Annotated in this window: 20 protein-coding genes and 1 riboswitch; of the genes, 2 read left to right on the forward strand and 18 right to left on the reverse strand. The window is 41.4% G+C overall.

Annotated features, from left to right (window positions below; genetic code table 11):
• Positions 1–70 precede the first annotated feature (70 nt).
• From frc (M992_RS04165) to M992_RS04250, 18 genes are all read right to left on the reverse strand, one after another.
• Entirely contained in the window at positions 71–1327 is a 1257-nt protein-coding gene (gene frc, locus M992_RS04165) for a formyl-CoA transferase (protein WP_053907439.1), read from the reverse strand.
• Between the two features lie 130 nt (positions 1328–1457).
• Positions 1458–2408, reverse strand: a complete 951-nt coding sequence (yfdV, locus tag M992_RS04170; RefSeq protein ID WP_134473648.1) for a transporter YfdV — start codon at positions 2406–2408, stop codon at positions 1458–1460.
• A gap of 228 nt (positions 2409–2636) precedes the next feature.
• Positions 2637–4334 carry an oxalyl-CoA decarboxylase gene (gene oxc / locus M992_RS04175; RefSeq protein WP_053907441.1) on the reverse strand — a complete coding sequence of 566 codons (1698 nt, stop codon included), beginning with the start codon at positions 4332–4334 and terminating at the stop codon, positions 2637–2639.
• A gap of 122 nt (positions 4335–4456) precedes the next feature.
• On the reverse strand, positions 4457–5707 hold the full coding sequence (frc, locus tag M992_RS04180; protein ID WP_053907442.1) for a formyl-CoA transferase: 1251 nt from the start codon (positions 5705–5707) through the stop codon (positions 4457–4459).
• Positions 5708–6244: 537 nt separating this feature from the next.
• Positions 6245–7891: an NAD-dependent malic enzyme gene (locus tag M992_RS04185; protein WP_053907443.1), complete on the reverse strand. Its 1647-nt coding sequence runs from the start codon at positions 7889–7891 to the stop codon at positions 6245–6247.
• A 497-nt stretch (positions 7892–8388) separates the two neighbouring features.
• Entirely contained in the window at positions 8389–9051 is a 663-nt protein-coding gene (locus M992_RS04190) for a hypothetical protein (protein ID WP_053907444.1), read from the reverse strand.
• 121 nt (positions 9052–9172) lie between these two features.
• Positions 9173–10294 carry a 2-iminoacetate synthase ThiH gene (gene thiH, locus M992_RS04195; protein ID WP_053907445.1) on the reverse strand — a complete coding sequence of 374 codons (1122 nt, stop codon included), beginning with the start codon at positions 10292–10294 and terminating at the stop codon, positions 9173–9175.
• Positions 10291–11076, reverse strand: a complete 786-nt coding sequence (locus tag M992_RS04200; protein WP_047255415.1) for a thiazole synthase — start codon at positions 11074–11076, stop codon at positions 10291–10293. Before M992_RS04200 ends, thiH begins: the two co-directional genes overlap by 4 nt.
• A 2-nt stretch (positions 11077–11078) precedes the next feature.
• Positions 11079–11279: a sulfur carrier protein ThiS gene (thiS, locus tag M992_RS04205; protein WP_053907446.1), complete on the reverse strand. Its 201-nt coding sequence runs from the start codon at positions 11277–11279 to the stop codon at positions 11079–11081.
• Complete coding sequence (locus M992_RS04210) at positions 11267–12025, reverse strand: HesA/MoeB/ThiF family protein (RefSeq protein WP_053907447.1); 759 nt, start codon at positions 12023–12025, stop codon at positions 11267–11269. The genes thiS and M992_RS04210 overlap by 13 nt, the downstream gene beginning before the upstream one ends.
• Positions 12025–12684, reverse strand: a complete 660-nt coding sequence (gene thiE, locus M992_RS04215) for a thiamine phosphate synthase (protein ID WP_053907448.1) — start codon at positions 12682–12684, stop codon at positions 12025–12027. The genes M992_RS04210 and thiE overlap by 1 nt, the downstream gene beginning before the upstream one ends.
• Positions 12668–14647, reverse strand: a complete 1980-nt coding sequence (gene thiC / locus M992_RS04220; RefSeq protein ID WP_053907449.1) for a phosphomethylpyrimidine synthase ThiC — start codon at positions 14645–14647, stop codon at positions 12668–12670. Before thiC ends, thiE begins: the two co-directional genes overlap by 17 nt.
• A gap of 198 nt (positions 14648–14845) precedes the next feature.
• Positions 14846–14959: riboswitch (TPP riboswitch) on the reverse strand.
• A 100-nt stretch (positions 14960–15059) separates the two neighbouring features.
• A complete protein-coding gene (locus M992_RS04225) occupies positions 15060–15722 on the reverse strand; it encodes an HAD family hydrolase (RefSeq protein ID WP_053907450.1) in 663 nt (220 codons plus the stop codon).
• A gap of 52 nt (positions 15723–15774) precedes the next feature.
• Positions 15775–16791, reverse strand: coding sequence for an ABC transporter ATP-binding protein (locus tag M992_RS04230; protein ID WP_053907451.1), 1017 nt, complete (start codon positions 16789–16791; stop codon positions 15775–15777).
• An 11-nt stretch (positions 16792–16802) separates the two neighbouring features.
• Entirely contained in the window at positions 16803–17603 is an 801-nt protein-coding gene (locus tag M992_RS04235; protein WP_053907452.1) for an ABC transporter permease, read from the reverse strand.
• Positions 17593–18420 carry an ABC transporter permease gene (locus M992_RS04240; protein WP_390892474.1) on the reverse strand — a complete coding sequence of 276 codons (828 nt, stop codon included), beginning with the start codon at positions 18418–18420 and terminating at the stop codon, positions 17593–17595. Before M992_RS04240 ends, M992_RS04235 begins: the two co-directional genes overlap by 11 nt.
• Positions 18421–18494: 74 nt before the next feature.
• On the reverse strand, positions 18495–19313 hold the full coding sequence (locus M992_RS04245) for an alkaline phosphatase family protein (RefSeq protein ID WP_053907454.1): 819 nt from the start codon (positions 19311–19313) through the stop codon (positions 18495–18497).
• 20 nt (positions 19314–19333) lie between these two features.
• Positions 19334–20359 (reverse strand): ABC transporter substrate-binding protein, encoded by a 1026-nt coding sequence (locus M992_RS04250; protein ID WP_390892475.1) that lies wholly within the window; start codon positions 20357–20359, stop codon positions 19334–19336.
• Between the two features lie 305 nt (positions 20360–20664).
• On the opposite strand from M992_RS04250, the gene nudC reads away from it, so the two are divergent.
• Both nudC and hemE read left to right on the forward strand, forming a co-directional pair.
• Positions 20665–21441: an NAD(+) diphosphatase gene (gene nudC / locus M992_RS04255; RefSeq protein ID WP_047255421.1), complete on the forward strand. Its 777-nt coding sequence runs from the start codon at positions 20665–20667 to the stop codon at positions 21439–21441.
• Between the two features lie 131 nt (positions 21442–21572).
• Positions 21573–22637, forward strand: coding sequence for a uroporphyrinogen decarboxylase (hemE, locus tag M992_RS04260; protein ID WP_053907456.1), 1065 nt, complete (start codon positions 21573–21575; stop codon positions 22635–22637).
• Positions 22638–23411: the final 774 nt, after the last annotated feature.

Genomic DNA, 23411 nt, shown 5'->3' on the forward strand with positions numbered 1-23411 from the left:
CGTGTGGCGATAATTAATCGTCACACGAGGATTGTTTTATGATTAATATTAATTAGCAAAATAATATTAATTAAATTACCTGATTCTTTTTCATCTCGGCGATTTGTTCTGGGCTATATCCTAGCGCCTGTAAAATTTCATTATTATGCTCGCCTAATAATGGCGCACTTTTAATTTCGGGAGTAAAGGCAGAGAATTTCATTGGGCAGCCGACGGTAAGATATTTTCCACGCAGAGGCTGATCAACTTCGACAATACTGCCACTGGCTCTTAAAGAAGCATCATAGGCAAGCTCTTTCATGCTTAGAACTGGAGAGCATGGAACCCCGAATTTATCAAAATAATCCGTGATTTCATGCTTGTCTTTATCTTGTGCTAATTGTTCGATAGCTTCCCATACATCATCAAGATGAGAAATTCTGGCTTCAGTTGTGGCAAATGCTGGGTCGGTTTTCCATTCTGGACGCCCTAATGCATCACAGGTATTTGGCCAGTTGTGATCTTGATTAATAAAGTAAATATAGGCGTTAGGATCGTTCTCTGAACCTTTACATTTGAGCATATTACCCGGTTGCCCCCCGCCGCTAGAATTTCCACTGCGTGGAACGGCATCGCCAAAAGTACCGTTTGGATATTGTGGATATTCTTCTAAATAACCTAGTTTTTCAAGACGTTGTTGATCGCGTAATTTCACTCGGCACATATTTAATACCGCATCTTGCATCGACATGGTCACGCGTTGGCCTACGCCAGTTTTTTCGCGTTGTAATAATGCCGCGAGTAAACCAATCAGCAAATGCATTCCTGTATTGCTATCGCCGAGAGCCGCAGAGCTTACAACAGGAGGACCATCGGGGAAGCCGGTGGTCGATGCCGCCCCGCCTGCTGCTTGAGCCACGTTTTCATAGGCTTTAACATCGACATAAGGAGAGCATTCATCAAAGCCTTTAATTGAGCCAAAAATTAAACGCGGATTAAGTTGCTGAATATGTTCCCAAGTGAAGCCCATATGATCTATTGCACCAGGGTGAAAATTTTCCACCAGTACATCAGCTTCCTTGATTAATTTCTCCATGATTTCTTTGCCTTCCGGCGTCTTGGTATTCAGCTCTAATGAGCGTTTATTGCTGTTGAGCATGGTGAAATACAGCGCATCAACATCTTCAATATCACGCAGTTGATGGCGGGTAACATCGCCGACACCGGGGCGTTCGATTTTAATTACATCGGCACCGAACCAAGCTAACATCTGGGTACAAGATGGACCGGATTGCACACCCGTAAAATCGAGAACTTTTATTCCTGTTAATGGCAGAGATTGAGTCATTATCCTTTCCCTATTTTCAGCAATATTTCTTGAATTGATCAGCGGAAATTACAAGTTATACGAAACAAAAGAGGTGCTGATAACACCTCAATGTTGAAAAATAGTATTTAGTTAACCACGTTAAACGAGGTTAAGAAACTAAACGTGAAATATAAATCCAGAAAGGAGCGGCGATAATAAAGCCAAGAACACTGACGGCTAATGATGCGGTACCGGTTCTTGTATATAAATTAAAGCGGCTGGCAATAATAATCCCTGAGAATGCTGGTGGTAATGCGCCGGCGAGTACCATCATTTGTAATTGTACTGAACTCATATTAAAGAATAGACCGACGAGTAAGAATAAACCTGGCATAAAGACCAGTTTTAAAATCGTGTTGTAGACAATCTCTTTATCAAATTCAAATTTATTCGCTGCTAAGGTTAAGCCTGCGGCAAATACTGCCACCCCGGAGTTTGCTTTCGCAATAAGATCAAAGGTAGGATCCCAAACATCAGGAATTTTAATACCGATAAGTACTAATACGGTAGCAAGTACTGGTGCCCAAACAACCGGTTCTTTTACTGCTGACATCAATGAGCTCATGCCGCTAGAGCCTTTTTTATTTTTATCGCCAGAATTGCCCGGGTTTAATAAAAATAGTCCAATTGGAATAGTAATCGCATTGACGATAATTGAAATAATTGCAACAACTAAGCCAGTAGAAACCGTGTCACCATAAATAGGGTCGAGTACGGCAAACCCGAGAAATCCAATGGTAGGAGAGCCGGCAATTAATGCACATACGGCAGCTTCGCCACGTGTATGTTTAAAAATATATTTACAGCTAAAGAAAGAAAAGAAGAAACAAAATAATAAAACGACAAAAGAAATTATGGTGAGTTTAGTATCAGCAAAAATCATTTCACGATTGGCGCGAACGATAGAAACAAACAGTGCCGCAGGTAAAGCATAATTTAAAACCAGTTTATTAAATGCTCGCGCTTGATCGTTAGTAAAAACAGAGCGCTTGCCACTGAAATAACCTAATGCCATTATAAGAATAATGGGGAGTAGATCACTCATAAATATATTGAACATAAATCCAGTCATGCTGGTCACCTATTATTAAATAAAAGTATTAATTATTAATTGATATTTAATTTTTTAGTTCGTTGGCAATTATTATTAATTCAATTGTCATATTTTGAATCTATTTTAATTGATGTTCGAACACGTATTCGGTAAATGAAGACTATAGATGACCCTCCCAATAAATGGGATTGTCATCTATATGTCGTTACCTATTAGTCAAATACAGAAGATAAATTAGTCTTTTATAATCGACTGTGGATTTAAATTACCGATGTGACCACTTTCAGTTCCTACGGTAGGATCAATCGCAATATTAATTAGAGTTGGTTTACCTGATTCGATACCTGCTTTTAAGGCTTGTTGAATGTCGGCTTCGGTAGTCGCGTGATAACCTATCCCGCCAAAGGCCTCGATCATTTTGTCATAACGAGCGGCTTCCATTAATACGGTTGGGTTTGGATCTGCATCGCCATGTAAGTTAACGCCATCACCACGATAAATACCGCCATTATTAAACAACAAAATAGTGACCGGTAATTTATAACGGCAGATAGTTTCTATTTCCATGCCGCTAAAGCCGAAGGCACTGTCTCCCTCAATAGCGACAACGGGTAAGCCGCTACTGACGGCAGCACCAATCGCGTAGCCCATCCCGATACCCATTACACCCCATGTACCGCAATCTAATCGTTTACGAGGTTGATACATATCGATAATATTACGTGCATTATCGAGGGTGTTGGCACCTTCATTCACCACATAAACATCTTTATGATCGACCAGTACATCGCGGATGGCTCGCAGAGCATTAAAGTAATTTAATGGCGAGGTTTCAGTATTTAATTTGGCGGCCATTTTTTCGACATTTTTCGCCTTATGCTCATCAAGGCTAGCCGTCCAATCTTGTGGCGATTGGATTTTTATCGTTTCCAATCCCTTAACAAATGCCTCCATACTGGAGTAGATATCACCGACTACAGGCGCAGTAATTGGGCGGTTGCTATCAATTTCAGTTGCATCAATATCGAGTTGAATAAATTGGGTTTCTGGAGACCAATTTTTCCCTTTACCGTGGCCCAATAACCAATTTAGACGAGCACCCATCAGTACTACAACATCGGCATTGGATAAGGCAAATGAACGCGCAGATGCTGCCGATTGCGGATGAGTATCGGGTAATAGCCCTTTCGCCATCGACATGGGTAAATAGGGGATGCCCGTAGCTTCAATAAAGGATTTAATATTATCTTCAGCTCGCGAATAAGCCGCGCCTTTACCCAAAATAATTAAAGGACGCTTAGCATTTGCCAGTAAAGTGAGGGCTTTATCAACTGATGCCGGTGAAGGCAGCTGTTTAGGCGCAGGATCTTCCACCGTAAAAATAGTTTTATCGGCATCGGCTTTATTCATAACCGCGGCTAAAACTTCGGTGGTTAAATCAAGATAAACCCCACCTGGGCGACCCGAAACAGAGGCGCGGATCGCACGAGCTAAAGCAATACCGAGATCTTCCGGTTTATTAACTCGATAAGAGGCTTTAACAAAAGGCTTGGCGATATTCATTTGATCAAGCTCTTCATAATCACCTTGTTGCAAATCGATGATTGCTCTGTCGCTTGAACCACTAATTTGGATCATCGGAAAGCCGTTGGTTGTCGCATTGGCTAAGGCGACCATTCCGTTTAAAAACCCAGGCGCAGAAACGGTTAAACAAATACCCGGTTTTTGATTTATATAGCCACTAATAGCTGCTGCATTACCTGCGGATTGTTCATGTCGGAACCCGATATAGCGAATGCCTTCAGCTTGTGCATGGCGAGCTAAATCAGTGACCGGGATCCCTACTACGCCAAAAATAGTTTCAATACCATTCTTCTTCAGCGCATCAACAATAATGTGCATGCCATCAGTCAACGTTTGATCAGTGGACATATCGACCTCATATAAATTTAGCTATCCAGAATATTTCACGTTACAGGCACCGTATTTCAGCGCCTGCAATATGAATGGATATATGCGGAGATAACGAGAAGCGTATCGGCTTCCCGCAATGATTAAATGACTTTATTGGTGCGCATTGAAGCGATTTGTTCTGCGCTATACCCTAATTCGGCCAGCACTTCGTCTGTATGTTCGCCTAATAAAGGGGCGCTTTTTATTTCAGGCGTGAATGATGAGAATTTCATCGGGCAGCCGACAGTCAGATATTTACCGCGTTTAGGTTGCTCAACTTCGACAATGCTATTGCTTTCTCTCAGTGATTTATCCTCGGCAATTTCCTTCATGCTCAGAACTGGAGCGCATGGAACACCGTATTTACTTAAATAAGCTACGGCTTCATGTTTGTCTTTATCGGCAAGGAATTTTTCAATATCTGCAAAAATATCAAAGATATGCGGTTGGCGTGCTTCTGGCGTACTATAAGCAGGATCGGTTGCCCATTCAGGTTTGCCTATCGCAATACAAGTTTGCTCCCAGTTTTGTTCTTGGATAGTAAAATAAATATACGCATTAGGATCGGTTTCCCAACCTTTACATTTTAATATCCAGCCTGGTTGCCCACCTCCGCCAGCATTACCACCACGCGGAACAGCATCTCCGAAAGTTCCATTTGGATATTGTGGATACTCTTCAAGATAACCAACTTTTTCTAAACGTTGTTGGTCGCGTAATTTTACACGACACAGATTTAATACCGCATCTTGCATCGACATAGTTACGCGTTGGCCTACACCGGTTTTTTCACGTTGTAACAATGCAGCTAATAGCCCGATCAACAGGTGCATACCGGTATTACTGTCGCCTAATGCAGCCGAGCTAACTAATGGTGGGCCATCCCAAAAACCAGTGGTTGAGGCTGCGCCACCTGCAGCTTGTGCCACGTTTTCATAAGCTTTAACATCAACATATGGAGAACATTCATTAAATCCTTTAATCGAGCCAAAAATCAAACGCGGATTAAGTTGCTGAATGTGTTCCCAAGTAAAGCCCATATGATCTATTGCACCGGGGTGGAAATTCTCAACCAGCACATCGGCTTGTTTGATTAATTTCTCCATCACTTCTTTGCCTTCCGGCGTTTTAGTATTTAGCTCGACCGAACGTTTATTGCTGTTTAGCATTGTAAAATACAGTGCATCAACATCGGGGATATCACGTAATTGATTTCGGGTCACATCGCCTACGCCCGGGCGCTCGATTTTAATAACGTCGGCTCCAAACCAAGCTAACATTTGGGTACAGGAAGGCCCGGATTGGACACCTGTGAAATCAAGCACTTTAATGCCATCTAAAGGAAGGGTCATAATAAAACCTCGTTTTTTAGCTATGAGCGATTAATTTAATTAGCGAAAATAAATTAATACTTCTTAAATAGAATAGGGAATATAAAAATATAAATTAGATAAGCTATGTTTAAGGTTATATCAAAGATTAAATCTAAAGGATACCTGGCTAAGATAATTCTTAAAAATTAAGATTAATGTTAAATTACTGAGCATTTTGATATTGTTAATCTTATATAAAACATCATATTAGTACTTTTACAGTGTAATTCACTGTGTTGCTCGAAATTCGATGCTCTTTATACGTAGTTTTTTTGCCAATTACTTAAAATAAATAAAATATAATTTTGTTGCTATTCTTTAATGGCGTAAAGATGTGTCATTAAATCTGTTTTAATTTGTTTTTTTATCAAATAATGATTGTCTATAATAATGTTACTTTTATGATTAATTAAACTAAAATGATGAGTTATTTATTTTAATGGTTATAGAAAAACACCCTGAATATATATTCAAGGTGTTAAGTTTTTGTACTATTGGTTAAATATAAATAGATTATTATTTTAGTAAATTATCATCATATTCAGGTTTATAGGCTTTACTATTAATAAATTCCTCAATATTTTGTGGTTTCTCCACATGGGCGAGATTATTATCAAAGATATATTCTGCGACTTTAGTGGCAACTTTTAACGATACCGAAAGGATCTCTTTTTGTGGTGGATAAATTAGCCCCACATCGAGATAGGCATCGGTAATTTGCTCGGATAATGCTTGTGCCGCCACAATGAACATTTCATCGGTAACACGTTTTGCGGCAGTAGCATAAATAGCCATACCCATTGCCGGGAAGATATAGACGTTATTTCCCTGTCCCGGAATAAAGGTTTTTCCTTGATAATGAACCGGAGGGAAGGGACTTCCACTCGCAAATACGGCGCGCCCATCAGACCATTGATAGGCTTCTTCTGCGGTACATTCAGAGTGAACTGTTGGGTTAGAATAAGGGAAAATAATCGGGCGTTCATTTACCTCCGCCATCGCTTCAATCACTTGCTGATTAAAGGCTTTACCGACAGTTGATACACCGACGATAGCGGTAGGTTTTAGTTGACGAATCGCTTCGACAAAATTATCAATGGGTGCATGCTGATGAGCAAAAGGTTGTTGGAAGTCGGCTAAGTCAGTGCGTTGCGATTGAACCAGTCCATTGATATCAAATAACCAGCAGTGCTGACGCGCTTCATCTTCACTGATACCCAGCATGGTGAGTGATTTAGCTATTAGATTAGCAATGCCCACGCCCGCGGTTCCAGCACCGAAAAACAGCACTCGTTGCTGCTCAAGTTTACCTTTAGTAATGCGTAGAGCGGTATTAATCCCTGCCAGTGCGACAGCAGCAGTACCTTGAATATCATCATTAAAGCAGCAAACTTGTTGACGATATTTGGCTAAGATAGGCGCGGCATGTGGGAAGGCAAAATCTTCAAATTGGATACACGCATGTGGAAAGACTTTTTGTACTGCTTTAATAAAGGCATCGATAAAATCATCGTAAGCTTGACCGGTCACTCGCGGCTGTTTTAAGCCTAAATATAGAGGATCATTTAATCGCTCTTGGTTGTTGGTTCCAACGTCCAGAGTAATCGGCAAGGTTACTTGTGGTGGTACGGCGGCACAGGCGGTGTATAGCGAGAGTTTTCCAATTGGGATCCCCATACCGCCAATACCTTGGTCTCCTAATCCGAGGATACGTTCTCCATCGGTGACGACAATAAAGCGTACGTCTTTTTCGACCCAGTTACCCAGCATTTCTTCTAATTCATTTTGGCGAGTTATCGGTAAATATAAGCCACGTGGACGGCGTAAGATTTGATCAAATTTTTGGCAAGCTTCGCCGACGGTAGGTGTATATACTAGAGGGATAAATCGTGCAGGATCTGACATTAAGGTTTTAAAATACAGTGTTTCGTCGTTATCGTGTAATGACGACAGAAAAATATATTTTTCCAGATCGTTCGGTTTGGCATCGATTTGGCGCAATACACGTTGTAATTGCTCATTTTCTGTTTCAACGCGTTCTGGCAATAACCCTAACAGCCCATATTTTTTACGCTGCTCAATAGTAAATGCGGTTGCCCGATTAAGTTTGGTATCATTTAATAATGCATCGCCTTTGGTTATTCTATTATTGATATCTACCATTATATTACCTATTCAATTTTTATAATTAAATTAATTATTTCTATACTTATCAAGAGGTAATGAATCTATAAGCTACCTCTTATTTTTTATATAACGTACATTGTTGATATGTTAGCTATAATGTTAAGCATAGATCGTTGTATAAATAGTAAAATATATCGTATTACATATTTTCTAAAGACAGTTTTAATAACTAAATACTGTATATGAGAATACTCCATTTATTTTATAAAAACATTAGTTATAAATTATAAAATAAATTTTTAATAAGCTCATAGAGTCACATGATCATATTTATAATGAATAAATTGATAGATGTCAAAAATAAACAATATTCAGTGATTTTTATTCTTATTGAGATTGATATAGTGTGATTAGTATAACTCACCTAGAGAATAGTAAAATAAAAGGATGTAATATAAAATAATATTATAAAAATAGAGTTAAGAATAAATTTCCAAAGGGAAAATAGCCCCTTTGGAATAAATTATCATTTATTAATTATTTCTTGGTCCATACAGACTGAATTTCTCAGCTCTATAATTATAAATTACTGAAAATACACCATCGAAAGAATTGCTATAATTTTTATATCTGCCGATAATTCCTCGAGATACTGGCGAAGAGTGCAGTTTGAATGGATATTGCGAGCCATCTTTATAAATTAAGGTCACATTAAAATCGGTTAATGGTTGGCTATAAAGGACTAAGTCACTTTTGGTATCACTATCTTTGATCATATGTGGTACTGCATAGCGAATAGATTTTAGGGTGCCATGATAGGTATAAAAGAATCCTTGAATATTATCAGGATTAGGAATGGCATAGTGGTTAAAATCTGGCTCACTTCTCAGGCCGATTAATGCTAAAGACGTATCATAGCCGGCAATAATAAGTTCATTATCGGGAGCGAGAGCCACTATTTTAAATCCTTGAGTATTGGCATCGACGGCCTTATGTTTTAAAACCTCAACCGTATATTCGAGAGGGAAAGGCTTTCCATCAATATTTTCTGCCCCTTGGATTTGGCTTGCCATAGTTAAAATAATATCATCTGAAGGTGTAGGATGTTTCCAACGAACATTTGAGCAAGAGGTTAAGGTAAATAATAAGCTTAAGGTAAGAATAAATGTCAGAAATTTAGGGTTGTTATTATTCATTATTGTTTAAACCTCAGTTCTGCTATTGATAATAAATAACAATAATAAATAAAATAAATCTACAGTGCAGTAGCAAAATAGGCGAAACGTAATTTTTTATTTAAATTACGTTTCGTGATGTTTAACGGCCTAAATAGCCATCCCAATCTTTCCATACTGGCTGTAGACCAGATTGAACAATTGCTTGAGCTACTTGCTGGGCACTGCGATTATCATGTGGTGTAAATTGCTCTAATTCAGCATGATCATCGGCATAGCCTCCCGGCTGCGTTTTGGAGCCGGCACTGACATTGTTAATTGCCAGCGGGATTACATGATCGCGAAAATAAGGTGATTCACGGGTTGAAAGCGACAGCTCAACATCAGGCGCCAGTAGCCTAAAAGCACAAATTAATTGGACTAACTCGGCTTCAGTCATTACGGATGCCGGCTCTATGCTGCCTGCACAGGGGCGTAGCCGTGGAAAAGAGATAGAATAACGACTTTGCCAATAATGTTTTTGTAAATAAATTAAATGCTCTGCTACCATATAGCAATCTGTGCGCCAACTCGCAGAAAGTCCCACTAGGGCGCCCAGTCCAATTTTATCAATCCCCGCCTGCCCAAGCCTATCTGGGGTGTTTAACCGCCAATGAAAATCTTGTTTTTTACCTTTAAGATGATGACGTTGGTAACTTGGCTGATGGTAGGTTTCTTGATATACCATGACACCATCGAGTCCGAGTGTTTTTAATTCGGCGTATTCTTCGGTGCTTAATGGCTGGACTTCCATCATTAACGCACTGAAATACTGGCGAATTATCGGTAAATATTGGCGAAAATAATCCATGCCAACTTTATGTTGATGTTCTCCGGTAACAAGCAGCAGACTATCGAAGCCTAATTTGCGAATAGTCTGGCATTCGTTGATGATTTCTGTGTGATTTAATGTTTTGCGTTTAATCTTGTTACTCATTGAAAAACCACAATAAGTACAATCATTAGCGCACAAATTAGATAAATACAACGGCACATAGAAACCCACGGTATTACCAAAACGTTGGCGGGTTAAGCTTTGGGCTTTATGCGCCATCGGCTCTAAATAATCCCGTGCCGCCGGAGAAAGCAACGCCATAAAATCATCCAGGGTTAGTGTGTCGCAACTCAGGGCCCGCTCTACATCGGCGGCGGTTTTGGCATGAAGCCGCAAGGTAAGATCATCCCAATCTAATTGCTGCCAGTGCTGGCTAAAACAGTGACTCATTGCAGTACCTCAAGAAATTGGGTTAATGGACTTGAGGCTTCGGCATGATGACGAGATTTAGCCAGTCCGGCTTGGCGCGCTAGCTCGCCCGCTTGCAAGGCGATTTTAAATGCTTGCGCCATGCTTATTGGATCTTTTGCGACCGCGATCGCAGTATTAACTAATACTGCATCAGCGCCCAGTTCCATGGCTTCTAAGGCGTGACTTGGCGCGCCAATACCGGCATCAATGACTACCGGAACTTGAGATTGTTCAATAATAATTTGCAGCATCTCTTTGGTGACTAAGCCTTTATTTGAGCCAATTGGCGCACCTAATGGCATCACCGCCGCACAGCCAACGTGTTCTAAACGGCGGCATAATACTGGGTCTGCGCCGCAATAGGGTAAAACTATAAATCCCTCTTTGACCAATTGCTCGGCGGCTTTTAAGGTTTCGATAGGATCAGGTAATAAATATTTTAAATCTGGATGGATTTCTAATTTAATCCAATGAGTCCCAAGGGCTTCGCGGGCGAGATGCGCCGCAAAAATCGCTTCTTGAGCATTTTTAGCCCCAGAAGTATTGGGCAGTAATTTAACGCCCAAATCTAATAATGGTTGCAGTATATTATCGCTATTACTTTTGGACTGATGGGAACGTAAATCAATCCGTTTCATTGCCATGGTGACGAGTTGGCTCCCAGAGGCCTCAATGGCTTGTTGCATTAAGCGCGGACTGGCAAATTTTCCGGTTCCGGTAAATAGACGCGATGAAAACGTAGTATCGGCAATTTTTAACATAGCTAACCTCCAGCAATAGCTTGAAACAACAGGATGTTATCTCCATCATTAATCTTATGAGTCTCCCATTGAGCGCGTGGAATTATAATTTGATTAATGGCCAGCGCGGTTCCAGCCTGAGAACGAGCTAGCAAAATTAACAGTTGGCTGACTGTTAACGGAGATTGAAATTCTTTAATTTGATTGTTGATCATGATACGCATACGGCTTCCTTACAGATGGAACAATCGGCCGAGCGGCTGAGTTGCAATGTATTCCAACTGTGTTGTTTACCGTCAAATAGGCGGAGTTTTCCGCTCAAAGGTGAGGGTAATCCGGCGAGCAATTTAATGGCTTCAAGCGCTTGTAGCGTACCAATCACACCAACGACCGGACCGAGAACACCTGCAGTTCGGCAATTACGTTGAGGCTCATATTGATCAGGGTATAAACAGGCATAACAGCCTTGCAAATATGGGGGTTCGATAACCATGAGTTGTCCACCAAAGCCGACCGCACTGCCGCTGATCAGTGGTTTATTTTCTGCGATACAGGCCGCATTAACTGCATGGCGCGTTGCCATATTGTCACAGCAATCGAGAACCAAATCGACTTGTTTGACCAACGGACGTAGCGCAGTGAAATCCAGTTTTTGCTGCACTATTTTAGTGGTTACCAAGGGGTTCAGCGCATTTAGTTGAGTCGCGGCTAAACGGACTTTAGCTTGAGATACGTCGTTCGTACGGTAAAGAACTTGCCGTTGTAAGTTCGAGATATGCAGCTCATCGTGATCTGCTAACCATAATTTCCCGACGCCAGCCGCGCTTAAATAGAGTGCTGCTGGTGAGCCTAGCCCGCCTAAACCAACAATTAATACTTGGCTATTTTTGAGTTTTTCTTGGCCTGAAACTCCAATGTCTTCAAGCAATATCTGACGGCTATAACGCATAAATTCATCATCATTTAGCATTAGATAATCTCCTTTGATGCATTTGATCCTTCGACTAAATCGAGCAATTTAGTGGTAACCGCGTGCCAATTTTGGGCTTGAGTGATAGCGCTCACTAATGCCACGCCACCCACCCCAGTTGCGACAACCGCGGGGACCTTCTCCAGCGAAATTCCGCCAATTGCAACAGTAGAATAATCAGGTGTTTCAGTAACTTGCTGTTGTAATGCGGCTAGGCCTTGTGGAGAGGACGGCATATCTTTAGTCTGGGTAGGAAAAATATGACCCAGGGCGATATATGAAGGGCGCAATAGCTTCGCGCGTGCGAGTTCATCTTTATCGTGAGTCGATACACCAAGCCGTAATCCGGCTTGCTGAATTGCCGGTAAATCGGCAATATCCAGATCCTCTTGCCCCAGATGCACGCCATAAGCACCATGCTCTAGCGCTAATTGCCAATAATCGTTGATAAATACACGGGCATGATATTGCTGACCTAGCTGAATGGCTTGGCGGATAGGCGATGCAACTGTATCTGCGTTGCAGTCTTTAATGCGTAATTGTAAGGTGGTGACACCCACATCAAGCAGGCGTCTGATCCATTCCACGGAATCCACGACCGGATACAGCCCTAAACGGGGTAGCGTCGGAGGAAAAGGGGCATCAGGCAATTTTTTCATTAGGCTCTACCTCCGTGCGTGTGGTCTCGGCATTAAGTCGCGCAGGATCATGATAAAGCTCATTACCATGGGCACGGAAGGCTTCAGACATTTGTGCCATTCCCGCATCTTGTGCCGCCGCATAATCTCGAACTTCTTGTGATATTTTCATCGAACAGAATTTAGGCCCGCACATGGAGCAAAAATGCGCGATTTTGCCCGAGGCTTGTGGCAAGGTTTCATCATGATATTTACGTGCAGTTTCGGGATCGAGCGCCAAATTAAACTGATCTTCCCAGCGAAATTCAAAGCGGGCTTTTGACATCGCATTATCCCGAATTTGCGCTCCGGGATGACCTTTGGCTAAATCAGCTGCATGGGCAGCAATTTTGTAAGTAATTAGCCCTTGTTTAACATCTTCTTTATTAGGCAATCCCAAATGCTCTTTGGGGGTGACATAGCACAGCATCGCGCAGCCAAACCAGCCGATCATTGCTGCCCCAATTCCTGAGGTAAAATGATCGTAGCCGGGGGCAATATCTGTCGTTAACGGCCCAAGAGTATAAAATGGGGCTTCGTGGCAATGTTCAAGCTCTTCCGTCATGTTACGGCGGATCATCTGCATCGGCACATGTCCCGGGCCTTCTATCATGACTTGGACATCGTATTCCCAAGCAATTTTGGTGAGCTCACCTAAAGTATGTAATTCGGCAAATTGTGCTTCATCGTTAGCATCTTGAATGGAACCTGGACGTAACCCATCACCTAAAGATAACGCGATATCGTAAGCGGCACACAGTTGGCAAATTTCCCGAAAATGTTGATACAGAAAGTTTTCTTGATGATGTGATAAACACCATTTTGCCATTATCGACCCTCCGCGAGAGACGATCCCCGTAAGGCGTTTGGCGGTCATCGGGACATAACGTAGCAATACACCGGCATGGATTGTGAAGTAGTCGACGCCTTGTTCTGCTTGTTCTAATAAGGTATCGCGGAACATTTCCCAGGTTAGATGTTCAGCCACACCGTTAACTTTTTCTAATGCTTGATAAATCGGTACAGTACCAATAGGTACAGGGCTATTGCGTAGGATCCATTCCCGAGTTTCATGGATATAACGCCCGGTGGATAAATCCATCACCGTATCTGCGCCCCAGCGGGTTGACCAAATGAGTTTTTCGACCTCTTCTTCGATAGAGGAAGTGACCGAGGAGTTACCGATATTGGCGTTTACTTTGACCAAAAAATTGCGCCCTATAATCATAGGTTCTGATTCGGGATGATTGATATTAGCAGGAATGATAGCTCTACCGGCTGCGACTTCTTGGCGTACAAATTCCGCGGTGATATTGTCGGTTAAATTAGCGCCAAAATTTTGCCCAGAATGTTGTTGGCGTAGGACGTCTGAGCGAATGCGTTCGCGGCCCATATTTTCACGAATCGCAATAAATTCCATTTCGGGGGTAATTATACCCCGACGCGCATAGTGTAATTGCGTTACACAGTGGCCAGATTTAGCTTTTAGAGGATGAGGCCGTAGTGTAAAGCGGAGAGAGTCTAGCCCTTCATCGGCGAGACGCTGTTGGGTAAAATCAGAGCTTAAATTTTCGACCTGAGTGACATCATTGCGCTCTTGTATCCATGCGCTACGCAGTTTTTTTAATCCCTCATGTACATTCAATTTTGCATTGGGATCGCCATAAGCGCCCGAGGTATCATAAACAGGAACGGCTTCATTTTGTTCATATTGAGGCTGTTCTTTGGTGCCGCCGAGCAAGGTCGGCGTTAGTTGAATTTCACGCATTGGCACTTGAATATCAGCACGCGAGCCGGTCAAATAAATACGTTTAGAATTAGGGAATGAGATCCCTTGCAGAGTATTAATATAAGTTTCTGCGGCATCGCGTTGTGCTTTACGGCGACGGGTAGGGCTTGGCGCTGGAGAAACATCATGGCTAGGGATTACAGTATTTTCGGACATAGCAATTTCCTGACAATGTTATTCCACTGGATGAATGGATAACGGGTTATAGTTAGAAAGTTGCTTGTCTGGAGCTTGGCGGGAGTATCGTTAAGGCAGCTAGATAAGGCAGATAAATCGATATGCTTGTTAGGTTATCGAGGATTAACCTAGGGGGTAATCAGCATAAACGCGTAGTCTGTAAATTATATTTCTAGCGGATTGATTACTCTTGTTCCCTTCGCGGGTATTAACCCGATCAGGTTCCGCGGATCCCGAATTAACGGTCTCAGCCTGTATACTTTCGTATTCTAGGCACTCCGACAAGATGCGAACCAGTATAAAAGGGATTATAAAAACTACAACCCCCTTAATTATTTATAAGTTAAATAATATTAAATCTAGATAATCGATAGGCTAAGCACTAAATCGATTAAATTTTCCACTGCAATTGAGTCCATTGCTGCTCCATCGCGATTTCTGCCAGTCGAGGGTCAGCATTGATGGTAATGACTTGATCTGCAAAATAACACATGGGCAAATCATTAGCCGAGTCGGTATAAAACACAATTTCCGCATCGCTGACTCGTTGCTGACTTAACCACTGGGTGAGGCGTTTTACTTTGCCAGCTTTAAAACTGGCAATCCCGTTTATTGTCCCTGAATAGCTATTATTAATCACCTGCATATCGATACCTATAGCAAAATCAGCATGCAGTTTTGCGGCAATTTTTTTGACAATAAAAGAGACCGTTGCAGAGATGATTATCACGGGAATATGACGCTGACGATAATCGTCGATACACTGGCGAGCTGCTGGATAAATGTTGGGCAGGATGATGGTATTAACAAAGTCATCGAGCCATATATCAACTTGCTCGGTTGGAATGCCCGCAAGTGCTTGCATACTAAAGGCTAGATACGCGGGCATATCTAATATACCCGCATTATATTGTGCCATCATGCGGCTATCTTCGGCGATAAACTGGGGATCGTTGATGATCTGTTTATCCCATAGATAATGTGTCCATAATACACTGCTATCGCCTTGGATCAGTGTTTCGTCTAAATCAAACACCGCTATTTTTGTTGTCATTATTGTAACCTTGAGGCTGTGTTATTGGCTTATATATGATGTCTGTTAATTATTAAGCTAGCGAGCGAATTTCATTCTTATTAAACAATAATTCAAGCTGGCTACCGGGCTCAAATAAACGTTCTGAAGAACGATTGAGTAAGTCGACCGTCATTTCTCCTGCCGCGGTTTGGACTGTATAGCGAATAATATTGCCTAACAATTGATGTTCTACAATTGTGGCCGCCACAGGTGCAGAAATATGGTTACCGTAATGACGACCGGTTTCGCGGACATAGATAGATTCAGGACGAATAGCCAACATGCCTTGCTGATTAATCCCTAATAATTTATTGGCTTTTTCTGCCTCTATTAGATTGTAATGCCCCATAAAACGCGCCACAAATTGATTGGCAGGTTGAGTATAGATATTTTCTGCGCTGTCATTTTGAATAATTGCCCCTTGATTCATTAAAAAGATCCTATCCGATAAGATCATCGCCTCATCTTGATCATGGGTGACAAATAATGTGGTTAAATTAAGTTCTCGTTGTATGCGGCGAATTTGTTGACGTAAATTTTTACGAATACGGGCATCTAATGCTGAAAGTGGCTCATCTAATAGCAAAATTTTAGGTTGCATAACTAGGGCGCGAGCTAGCGCAACACGTTGGCGCTGACCGCCAGATAATTGATGAGGATATTGCTGCTCTTTACCTTGAAGCTCAACCATTTCAATCACTTCACTTATCGCAGTCTGGCGTTGATGGCTCGGTATATTGTGCATTTTTAATCCGAAGCCAACATTTTGCTCTACGGTCATATTCGGGAATAAGGCGTAGCTCTGGAATACCATACCCACGCCGCGATGTTGGGCGAGTTGATGGGTTATGTCTTTATGATTAACATACAAATTACCGCTATCTGGAGTTTCTAATCCAGCAATACAGCGCAATAATGTCGATTTACCACAGCCGCTGGGGCCTAATAAAGTAATAAATTCGCCTTGCTCGATAGAAAATTGGATCTCAGAAAAAACCTGATTTTGACCAAATGATTTAGTTAAATTTTCAGCAATAACATAACTCATAAAATGTACCTTTAGCGATTTAAACGCGTGGCAAACCAAGTTAACAACAGCGTAAATAAGAAATACGACATAACTAATGCCGAGGTAAAGTGGCCACTAGTTTGGCGCATATTAAACAGATAAATTTGCAAGGTTTCGTAGCGAGTGCCGACCAACATATTGGCGAATACAAATTCGCCCATTAAAAATGAAAAGGAGATCAACAGAGAGACTAAAAGTCCTTTGCGAATATTGGGAATAATAATTAATAAAAAAGCGTTAAGAGTACTGGCACCCAATAAATGTGCGGCATCAATTAAATCATGCAGATTGATCCCTTGTAAGCTATTGGCGAGTGAACGATACATAAAAGGAATTGTGATGGTAAAATAGGTACCAATAAGTATCCATGGCGTACCGACTAGCGGGAGCGGATCATCAGAAAATAGCTGCAATAATCCGACGGCAGACACTACTGGAGGAATAGCGAAAGGCACAATAATCACTAAATCCATCAGACCTTTTAATTGAGGCAAGCGATAAAAAATGGCCAAAGTCATTGGTAAAATAACCAACAGGCTGACGAATAAGGTGACGAAACAGAGTAACAAAGAACGCCCAAATGCCCATAAAAACCGCGGATCTTGCCAGAGTTGTAAATACCATTTGAAGGTTAATCCATCAGGCAAAATAGTCGCGCCCCACTGAGTTGCCAATGAATAAATTATGCTGGCAATAATAGGTAAGGCTAATAGACCGAGCGTAGTATAAATAACCCAATAATGAAAATATTGCCCAGCGGGTTTATGGATACGTTTGATATCATTTTGCATGATAACTCCGCTTTAATAATTGATGATGAATTAGGGTAATCAAACCAATAATGGCCATTAACAGTACCGAGAGTGCCGCGGCCATATTAGGTTCAAGATATAAATCTCCCGACACTAAACTAGCGATGCGAATTGTGACCAAATTATAATTTCCACTGGTCAGCGCATAAGTGCTGGCATACGCACCTATGGCATTTGCCACCAAAATGATGAAAGTCCCGAGTAGCGCAGGGGAAAGAATGGGGAGTGCGACATATCGCCAATAAGCCCATTTATTGGCTCCCATAGTTTTCGCTGCTTCTTCCCATTCGGGTTTAAGTGCGTCAAAGGCGGGATACAACAGTAAAATAGCTAATGGGATTTGAAAATAGCTATACAGCAGCATTAAACCTGTGGCGCTATAAATATTAAAATCATCGATAACCCCCCAAGCCTTGAGTTGCAGCGTAATAGCACCGTTAAAACCGAGAATAATAATAAAAGCAAAAGCCAATGGAACGCCGCTAAAATTGCTCGCCATGGTAGTGAACGAAATAACCCACTGGCGAAGCCTTCCCTGAATTCGATACAGCGAAAATGCGGTAAGCGTAGCAATTAATAATCCAGCCACACTGGAAAATAGCGCCAACCAAAAAGTATTTTGAAATGCCTGCAAATAAAAATCGTTGGTGAAAATCTCGATAAAATTGGCTAACGAGCCTTCATCTTGATCAATAAAACTATTAATTAGCACCCAAACCATAGGGGCGACTTGAAATACCATAAATAGCAGAAAAAAAGGCAGTAATAGCAAACCTGCTTGCCAAGGAAATTGCATCATATAACGTTTATAACGGCTAAGTATGCATTTTTTGTTGACGGTTTGATGTAATTCAAGCGGCAGTTGAGCCATCATTTTGTTCCTTTTAACAGCGCTTTACATATTGATTTATTTGCGTATTCAATTGCCAATAAATGACAGATAGAACCGCATAACGCAGTCTGTGGCACACGTAAATCAGGCTGGTGGGAGAAGGCACTACCGATAACCCATAGTGGTACTTGGCGTTCTTCGGGCAAAACACCCCCATGAGAACAGTCATTATTCATGCCATGATCGCTGGTGATCAAAATTTGATAACCTTGTTCGCGCCAAGTCGGTAAATAATGACTTAAGATGCTATCGGTACGTCGTGCTGTATTCCGATATTGCGCCGAATCTAGACCATATTTATGCCCGCTATCATCAATATTCATCGGATGGATCAATAAAAAATCGGGATCAAAACGTTGGCGTAAGTTTTCTGCATCAATCAATAGATGATCATCAGGATAATGATCCGTGTGATAGAAATAGCCATATTGGATAGGGTGATGGCTGTTGAGAGTAAAACGGTCACGTTGTGGCTGATAAGGTGCAGAATTATATAATTCACTCACCCAATAATACGCTGCGGCAGCGGTCACTTTATTGGCTTTACGCGCCAGTGAAAAAATACTCTCCGCCGTAGATAAACGTACGATATTATTATTTACAATGCCACTGATAACGGGAGGAATACCGGTAAGAATACATTCATATAGTGGGCGCGACATTGACGGTAATTCGCTATTCATCGAATACAGCGTGGCATGACCAGACTCGGTTAAGCCTTGCAGATAGCCCATACAATCATGGGCGACCTGATAATTGAGTCCATCCAATATCACTAAAATAACTTTTGTGGCCATAAGGCGAATATCCTTATTATTTATTGCAGATGAATAAGTACTTGCTGTTGCCACATTTTTGGAAGCTGGCGTGATGATTTCTCCCAACCTACAAAATCGGTGATGGGTTTGGCATTTTTGTATTGTTCATCGGACAATAATTTAGCTTTAATTTCTGCCGGTAAATTTATGTGTTCCGCACGGATAGGGCGGGCATACCCAGCGGCTAAATTGATTTGTCCTTGATCGCTAAAAATAAATTCACGGGCTAATTTGGCGGCATTAGGATGTTGAGCATATTTATTAATAATTGTGGTATAGCCAGAAATTACCGATCCATCGGTAGGAATGACGACGGTAAACCGGTCGCGATTGATTTGATCGCGATAATTTAAGGCATTAAAATCCCATAAAATTGCGACTTCGACTTCACCTTTTTCAATATTTGCCAGTGTTGGATTATTAATAGAAAGGCGTTTTTGTTTGGCTAATTGCGCAAAGAAATCCACGGCGGGTTGAAGATTATTTTCATCACCTCCACGAGCGTAGGCCGCCGCTAATAGGGCATTATTTGCTTGTGCGGCAATTCCTACATCGCCTACTGTGACGCGATATTTGCCACGGAGCAGATCATCCCAACGTTTGGGCGCGTCTTGGACTAACTCATTATTGATCATAAAAGCAATGGTGCCGGTATAGGCTAAAGCCCAGTGCCCATCTTTATCTTTTGCCCAATCAGGAATTTGTTGCCAAGTGGTAGGTTTGTACGCTTGAGTCACCTCTTTTTGTACTGCTATTGGACCAAATGATGCCCCGACATCGCCAATATCAGCAGTAGCTTTATTTTTTTCCGCAGCAAATTTAGCAATTTCTTGCGCTGAACTCATATCGGTATCTTGATGTTTTATCCCATATTGCTGGGATAAATCTTGCCAAGTTCCTTGCCAGTTGGCCCAACTGTCTGGCATTCCGACACTATAAATTTGGCCCTCTTTCTTTGCGGCTTTAATCAGTTCGGCGACATTATTTTCATTGCTTTGTGCATAAACAGAAGTTGCGAGAGTCATTATTATTGCGGATAACATATATTTCATTTTGTTCTCACTGTATTTCTGACGATAAACGGAATCACGATTAATATTTCAGTTATTGAAACGTGTTCAGGGTAAGAATATTAGATGACAAACAATTGAAATATTGATGACACTTTTTAGACAATTCGCTGGGGACAATACAAAATGGATTACATCACTGAATATTTCTCTTACAAAAAGACTAGAAATTAATGAATGATATTTCAGCAGAACAGAGTATCTTTATATTACTGGCATATTATAATTTATAAATATCAACGTGATAGAAATATAAGCTTATGAAAAAAATAATATTAACGGGAACAGAAAGTGGCTGGTGGTTTGTTTGTTTTGCGGGGCGTTTATGGCTACCGAAAGGAGATGCTCCTTATGGCACGGCAGAAAAATGGTCACTGGTGGGTAAAACGGCAACTATTATTGGTGAATGGCAAGGTGAGTTAGTTTGGCTAATTGCAGAAAAAATGCCTATCGATATGGTCTCGCCAAGAATGGTCGCAGCACAAGATGAAGGTTTATTTCGTCTTGCTGGGCGCGGTGTACAGCTGGCGGAATTTTATCGCTCACATCGTTATTGTGGTTATTGTGGAACATTAATGCGCCACAGCCCAACCGAGTGGGCATGTTTATGTGACCACTGCCAAGAGCGCTATTATCCGCAAATTGCTCCGTGCATTATTGTGGCTATCCGTCGTGATTCGCATATTTTATTGGCCCAACATCGTCGTCATAAACAAAATCCGGTCTTTACCGTTTTAGCGGGTTTCGTGGAGGTTGGAGAAACGTTAGAAGAAGCAGTGGCTCGAGAGGTTATGGAAGAGAGCCAAATTAAAATTAAAAATATTCGTTATGTTTCATCGCAGCCATGGCCATTCCCTCATTCGTTAATGATGGGATTTTTGGCAGACTATGACAGCGGAGAGATCGAAGTTGACCCACATGAGCTTATTCAGGCTGATTGGTATCATTATGATGAATTACCCAAAATCCCGAGTTCAGAAACGATAGCTCGTCGATTAATTGAAGATACGGTTGCATTATGTCGCAATCAAGAATAGTGATGATGAAAGTGCCTAGTAGACCTTAGGTTTTTAAGGGGCGCTAAACGGTTTTTAATCAATTAGCATGCTACAATAGTGCCCAATATTTGCAGCCATTTTCGGCGGCCACTTAATAAATGGAGTGAATGATGACTGAGTTGAAAAATGACCGCTACTTGCGTGCATTGCTTCGCCAACCTGTAGATGTAACACCGGTATGGATGATGCGACAAGCGGGGCGTTACTTGCCAGAATATAAAGCGACAAGAGCGCAAGCGGGAGATTTCCTCTCATTATGCAAAAATACAGAATTGGCTTGCGAAGTCACACTCCAGCCACTTAGACGCTTTCCATTAGATGCGGCAATTTTATTCTCAGACATTCTAACTATTCCAGATGCGATGGGATTAGGTCTCTATTTTGAAGCCGGAGAAGGCCCTCGGTTTAAACATCCGATCACTTGTGCTGCCGATGTCAAAAAAATTCCTGTACAAGATCCCGAGCAAGAATTGGGTTATGTGATGAATGCGGTGAGAGCTATCCGTAAAGCCTTAAAAGGTGACGTGCCTTTAATCGGATTCTCCGGTAGCCCGTGGACGCTGGCAACGTATATGGTTGAAGGCGGCAGCAGTAAAGCGTTTACTAAAATAAAAAAAATGATGTATGCCGATCCACAATCATTGCATCTGTTGCTAGATAAACTGGCTGATAGCGTGATTTTATATCTTAATGCTCAAATTAAGGCGGGCGCGCAATCAGTTATGATTTTTGATTCATGGGGCGGAGTATTAACACCGCGTGATTATCAATTATTCTCACTCAATTATATGCATAAGATTGTCGATGGCTTAATCCGTGAAAATGACGGACGCCGTGTACCAGTAACTTTGTTTACCAAAGGTGGTGGGCAATGGCTTGAGGCAATGGTTGCGACAGGTTGTGATGCATTAGGTCTTGATTGGACTATCGATATTGCCGAAGCGCGTCGCAGAGTTGGCGAAAAAGTTGCGTTACAAGGGAATATGGATCCTTCGATGCTATATGCTTCTGCGCCTCGCATTGAAGAAGAAGTAAAAACTATTTTGGCGGGTTTTGGTGAAGGTAATGGCCATGTATTTAACCTCGGCCACGGTATTCATCAGGATGTGCCACCAGAAAATGCCGGAACATTCGTCAATGCAGTTCATCAATTCTCTCGGGCGTATCATAAATAATCCAGAAGAGAAAATAGTGGGATAAAAACGGTATTAATAACGGGCGTATTTGATACAGAAAAATGTATTGAATACCTCGTTATTATTTATAAACCAAAGCACTTATAGACCAAAGCACTTATAGACCAAAGTATTTATAGACCAACGTATTTATAAATAAGAGCATTATTGAACCCCATATCTGGGAATATGTCGATACCGTCTAAGTCTTCCTAATATCTGTATTTGAAAGACATATTTTGACGATTATTTTCAAAGCTATCACCTTCAAAGCTATCAAATAAGCGTACTGATTGCTCCGTCTTGAATTTTACTTTCTAGTTATAAAGTAATTGATCTGCTATCCCGAAAGAAGCAGCGTCCGGCGCACCATAGCCTTACTTGGTGGCTAATGCGAGGGTCTCTTGCCCTTGAACGATAGGCCGAGAAAGACATTGTAATTCAAAATATTGAAAAAAGTCATGGAAAAGGGTATTGCGTTGACAGGTTGAATCTATAAGTGCCTTTTTTGCGAAAGAGCTGCTATAAGGTATTGGTTCAAGAGTATAAAACGCAAAATTCAATTAAGCACTTATGCCGAGTTATAGTGATCAATCTCAGCCGTTTAATGTTTTATATTTGGTAAATTCGGCCTATTAAACTGCTTGATGAATACAGGCTTTAATTGCACCAAAAAGTCATTGATCTCTTTAGGTAAAGTCGATAAAGCTTGGGTTACCGTATGTTAGCGGCTCAATTACGCCGAGAAGGTTATGCTAATATTATCAAATTCTG

Origin of the sequence: Moellerella wisconsensis ATCC 35017 (assembly GCF_001294465.1) — a bacterium.
In the GTDB taxonomy this organism is placed as follows: Bacteria; Pseudomonadota; Gammaproteobacteria; order Enterobacterales; family Enterobacteriaceae; genus Moellerella; species Moellerella wisconsensis.